1 protein-coding gene and 1 pseudogene are annotated in these 964 nt (G+C 62.9%); both read left to right on the plus strand.

Translation table 11 applies throughout. The annotated features are described in order from the left end of the window. A pseudogene (locus L692_RS32555) lies at positions 1 to 360 on the plus strand (ABC transporter ATP-binding protein); the annotation flags it as partial. Then, positions 341 to 964 (plus strand): ABC transporter permease (locus L692_RS0108950; RefSeq protein WP_025699116.1); only part of this gene is annotated, 624 nt, incomplete at its 3' end. The pseudogene L692_RS32555 and the gene L692_RS0108950, both read left to right, overlap by 20 nt.

Here is a 964-nt window from a genome sequence, read left to right on the forward strand (position 1 = left end):
TCCGGCGGCATGCGCCAGCGGGCCGCCTTTCTCCGCACGCTGATGACCGGCGGCGAGCTGATGCTGCTTGATGAGCCGTTCGGCGCGCTTGACGCCATGACGAAGCGGGACATGCACCGCTGGCTGCTGGAGCTGTGGGGCGAGCTTCGGCGGACCGTCATGTTCATCACGCATGACCTGGAGGAAGCCATACTGCTCAGCGACCGCGTCCTCCTGATGCCGCCCGGAAGCCACGGCCCCCTTCGGGAGCTGAACGTGGAGCTGCCAAGACCCCGGCGGCTGGACATGAATTACGGGCATGGCTTTGTTGCTCTGCGGGCCGAGCTGGAGCGGAGGTTGTATGAAAGTCGCACTATTTAAGGATGCATCGCGCCGCTACGGAGCCTTCCTGCTCCTGCTGCTGCTGCTTCTCGGAGTGTGGGAAGCCGCCGTGCGTTCAGGTTACGTCCCTGCCTTTATCCTCCCGGCGCCCTCCTCGGTCTGGACCGCACTGGTACAGAACGCCGGACTGCTGCTCGGAACGCATCTGCCCGCCACCCTTCAGGAAGTGGCGGTCGGCTGCCTGATGTCGCTGGCTGGCGGCATCCTGCTCGGGACCGGAATGCATCTGTCCAGGACACTGGAGAAGGCGCTCTATCCCTTTATTATCATCAGCCAGACGATTCCGCTGATTGCGCTCTCCCCCATTTTTATTATGTGGTTCGGTTATTCCCTGTGGAGCAAGGTCGCCGTCGTCTTCCTGACCGCGTTCTTTCCGGTCGTCGTCGGCGTCTACGACGGGCTCGCCAAGAGCGGCGGCGCCTACAAAGAGCTGCTGCTGACCATGGGAGCAAGCCGCAGACAGCTGTTGGTCAAGATCGGCATACCGCTGGCGCTTCCCTCCTTTTTCTCGGGACTGAAGCTGTCGGTGGTATACTGCGTGATCGGCGCGACCATTGGAGAATGGCTGGGGGGGACGCGCGGG

Origin of the sequence: Paenibacillus forsythiae T98 (genome assembly GCF_000520735.1) — a bacterium.
Lineage (GTDB): Bacteria > Bacillota > Bacilli > Paenibacillales > Paenibacillaceae > Paenibacillus_AQ > Paenibacillus_AQ forsythiae.